This window comes from Massilia sp. CT11-108, assembly GCF_047302915.1.
In the GTDB taxonomy this organism is placed as follows: Bacteria; Pseudomonadota; Gammaproteobacteria; order Burkholderiales; family Burkholderiaceae_D; genus Telluria; species Telluria orientalis.
Genome location: NZ_JBKYMO010000513.1, coordinates 1 through 3,797, shown reverse-complemented (window position 1 = coordinate 3,797; position 3,797 = coordinate 1). Strand labels below are relative to the sequence as shown.

Below are 3,797 nucleotides of genomic sequence, written 5' to 3'. Positions count from 1 at the left end.
GCCGCGCTTCCAGCGCTACACGGTGCGCGACGGCCGCCTGTGGATCGGCACCGCGGCGGGCCTCGACAGCCTCGACCCGGAGCGGATGCACTTCCGCCACCACCCGTCGCCGCGCGGCGGCAAGTACGACTTCGTGCAGACGCTGATGGTCGACGCGGGCCAGGGCCTGTGGGTCGGCAGCATGGGCGGCCTGGAACGCCTGTCGCTCGGGCCGAAGGGCGACGTGCGCACGTTCGGGCTTGACGACGGCATGCCGCCGGGCGAGATCAGCGTGTTGTACGAGGACGCCGAGCGCCAGGTCTGGGTCGGCTCGCACGACCGCGGCCTGTACCGCTGGCTGCCCGCGCTGGGCCGCTTCGAGCGCCATCCGCACCGCATCACCGACAGCTACAGCCTCGGCGACAACCAGGTCACGGCGCTGTACGGCGACCGCGTGGGCACGTTCTGGGTCGGCACCTGGTACGGCGGCGTGTCGCGCGCGGACATGGGCAGCGGCGGCTTCGCGCGCATCGTGCGCGGCGACGACACGCCGCTCGCGCTGGAAGACAACAAGGTGCGCGGCATCGTCGGCGACGGCGGCGGGAAGCTGTGGCTCGCCACGAACGGCGGCCTGCACCTGTTCGATCCGGCGACCGGCGCGGACCAGGCATGGCGCCTCGCGCCTGTCGAAGCGGGGCTGACGGGCGACGCGATGGCGACGTCGGTGGCGCTCGGCCGCGACGGCACCGTGTGGCTCGGCACGCGCAACGGCCTCGCGCACTTCGATCCGAAGACCGGGCGCATCACGCGGCGTCCGCTGTCCACCGACGATGTCGACGCCAACTACGTGCGCAATGTGCACGTCACGCGCGACGGCACCTTGTGGGCCGCGAGCCGCGGCGGCCTGCACCGCATCGACCCGGACGGCAAGCAGACGACGTACCAGCACGATCCGACCGCGGCCGCGAGCCTGGCCGACAACATCGTGCGGCCGATGCTGGAAGACCGCCACGGCCGGTTCTGGGTCGGCACGTTCGACGGCCTGGACCTGCTCGACCGCGCCACCGGCAAGTTCCGCCACTTCCGCCACGATCCCGACGATCCCACGAGCCTGTCGCACGACGAGGTGCATTACTTGCTGGAAGACCGGCGCGGCGACCTGTGGGTCGGCACGGCCGTGGGCCTGAACCGCATGGTGATCGGCAGCGACGGCACGCCGCGCTTCCAGCGCTACACGGTGCGCGACGGCATGGCGGACGACGTCGTGGCCGCGATGCAGGAAGACCTCGACGGCTTCATCTGGGTCTCCAGCTCGAGCGGCCTGCACCGGCTCGACCCGACCAGCGGCGCCTGGCGCAACTACAACGCGACCGACGGCACGATCGAAGGGGCGTACTTCGACGCCTCCGCGCTGCGCGTGGCCGACGGCACGCTCTACTTCGGCGGCAACAACGGCATCACCGCATTCAATCCGCGCGCGCTGCACGACAACCTGATCGCGCCGCGCGCCGTCATCACGGGCCTGCAGATCTTCGGCCAGCCGTGGCAGGACGTCCGGCCGGGCATGCTGCCGGGGCCCATCGAGCGCCTGTCCGGCATCACGCTCACGCCGCAGGACTCCGTGTTTTCGCTGGAGTTCTCGGCGCTGCACTTCGCCGCCCCGGGCCGCAACCGCTTCGCCTACCGCCTCGTCGGCTTCGACCAGGACTGGATCGGCGTCGACGCCAGCAAGCGCTTCGCGACCTACACGAACCTCGATCCGGGCAGCTACACGTTCCAGGTGCGCGCGGCGAACAAGGACGGCGTGTGGAGCGATGCCGCCGCCACGCTGGAAGTGACCGTGCTGCCGCCGTACTGGAAGACCTGGTGGTTCCGCACCCTGTGTGCGCTGGTGGTGATCGGCTGCGGGTACGGCGCATACCGGATTCGCGTGGACGTCCTGCGCCGCCAGAAGGCCATGCTGGAACAGCAGGTCAGCGCGCGTACGGAACGCATCGAGCAGCAGAACCGCCTGCTGGAACGCCAGACCGAGGAACTGCGCGAGCAGGAACGGCAGGTGCGGCGCCGCACGAACGAGCTGGCGCTCGCCAACGGCGCGCTGCAGGAAAACGAGGAACGGCTGTACCAGGCCAAGCAGCGCGCGGAAGACGCGACGCGCCAGAAGTCCGAATTCCTCGCCAACATGAGCCACGAGATGCGCACGCCGCTGGCCGGCGTGATCGGCATGCTGGGCTTCGCGCTGCGCGACACGGCGCTGCGCGACTGCACGCGCGAGCAGATCCTGCGCGGCCAGGCGAATGCCCAGTCGCTGCTGGCGATCATCAACGACCTGCTCGACTTTTCCAAGATCGAGGCGGGCAAGCTGACCATCGAGAACATCGACTTCGCGCTCGACGAATCGATTTCGCATGTCGGCACGCTATTCGAGGAGCAGGCCGGCGCGCACAGCGTGGGCTTCGCCGTGCGCCTCGATCCGGACCTGCCGCGCTTCGTCGTGGGCGACCCGACCCGGCTGCGCCAGATCCTCGTGAACCTCGTCGGCAACGCCTTCAAGTTCACCGAGAGCGGTTCCATCACCGTGCGCGTCGAGCGCCGTCCGGAAGACCAGCACGACCGCGCGGGCCGCAACATGATCCGCTTTTCGGTCGAAGACACGGGCATCGGCATCGCGCCGGACGCCTTGCCGCGCCTGTTCCAGAAATTCGAGCAGGCCGACGCGACGACGACGCGCCGCTACGGCGGCACTGGCCTGGGCCTGGCGATCTGCCGCCAGCTCGTCGAACTGATGGGCGGCACGATCGGCGTCGCCAGCACGCCCGGCGTGGGCTCCACGTTCAGCTTCGTGCTGCCGCTGGCGGACGGCGTGCAGCCGCACTCCGTCGTCGACCAGCCGCGCGCGCCGCACACGCACCGCTTGCGCGTGCTGTGCGCGGAAGACTATCCGACCAACCAGATCATCGTGCGCATGATGCTGGAGGAGCTGGGCCACCAGGTCGACGTCGTCGAGAACGGCGTGCTGGCCGTGGCGGCATGCGCGCGCACGCGCTACGACCTGATCCTGATGGACGGCCGCATGCCCGAGATGGACGGCGCCTCGGCCACGCGCCTGATCCGCGCCGGCGGTCCGCTGGAAGCGCCCGTGCTGGACCAGCACCTGATGATCGTCGCGCTCACCGCCAACGTCAGCGAGGAAGACCGGACGCGCTACCTGGCCTGCGGCATGGATGCCTTCATCACCAAGCCCATCGACGACTCGCAGCTGCATTACCACCTCACGCGCGCCAGCAATTCCATGCCGGACAGGCGCGGCATGCGCAGGTCGCAGAACAGCAGCGCGGGGTTCGCGCCGGCATCCAGCTGCGCCCAGGCGTCTGCGCCATCCTCCGCTTCCAGCACGTCGAACACGCCGCTCGCGGTGCTGTCGATCATGTGCATCAGCATCATGCGCGACACCACGTCATCGTCGACTATCAAAACCTTCATCCCTGCCCCATTGTGTCGCAATTGTTAAATGGCAATTATACAGCTGTGAGACGCGCGCACGATTCAGGCAGTCGCGGCCTCGAAGCGGGCCAGCAGGTCCCACAGGCGCGGCAGGCCGGCGCGCACGGCGTCGAGCTGGCCCGCGTCCGCCAGGGCCTCGAGTTCGGCACACAGCGCGCGCAGCCCATCCTCGCCCAGGTAGCCGGCGCTGCCCTTCATGCCGTGCAGGACGCGTCCGGCGGTGTCGCGGTCGCCCGTCTCCAACGCCTTGTCCAGTTCGATGCGGCGGCGCGGCAGGTCGGCCAGGAAGGCGCCGCGCAGGCGGTCCTTCAGGT

2 protein-coding genes and 1 pseudogene are annotated in these 3,797 nt (G+C 69.7%); 1 reads left to right on the top strand and 2 read right to left on the bottom strand.

Translation table 11 applies throughout. The features are described 5' to 3' along the window. Nucleotides 1–85: 85 nt before the first annotated feature. Nucleotides 86–3,190, top strand: a pseudogene (locus tag ACEN88_RS26450) (ATP-binding protein); the annotation flags it as partial. Nucleotides 3,191–3,243: 53 nt separating this feature from the next. On the opposite strand, the gene ACEN88_RS26445 reads toward ACEN88_RS26450, so the two are convergent. Next, nucleotides 3,244–3,408 (bottom strand): response regulator transcription factor, encoded by a 165-nt coding sequence (locus tag ACEN88_RS26445; RefSeq protein ID WP_413344451.1) that lies wholly within the window; start codon nucleotides 3,406–3,408, stop codon nucleotides 3,244–3,246. Nucleotides 3,409–3,525: 117 nt separating this feature from the next. Continuing rightward, nucleotides 3,526–3,797: Hpt domain-containing protein (locus ACEN88_RS26440; RefSeq protein ID WP_413344449.1), on the bottom strand; the 272-nt coding region annotated here is incomplete at its 5' end.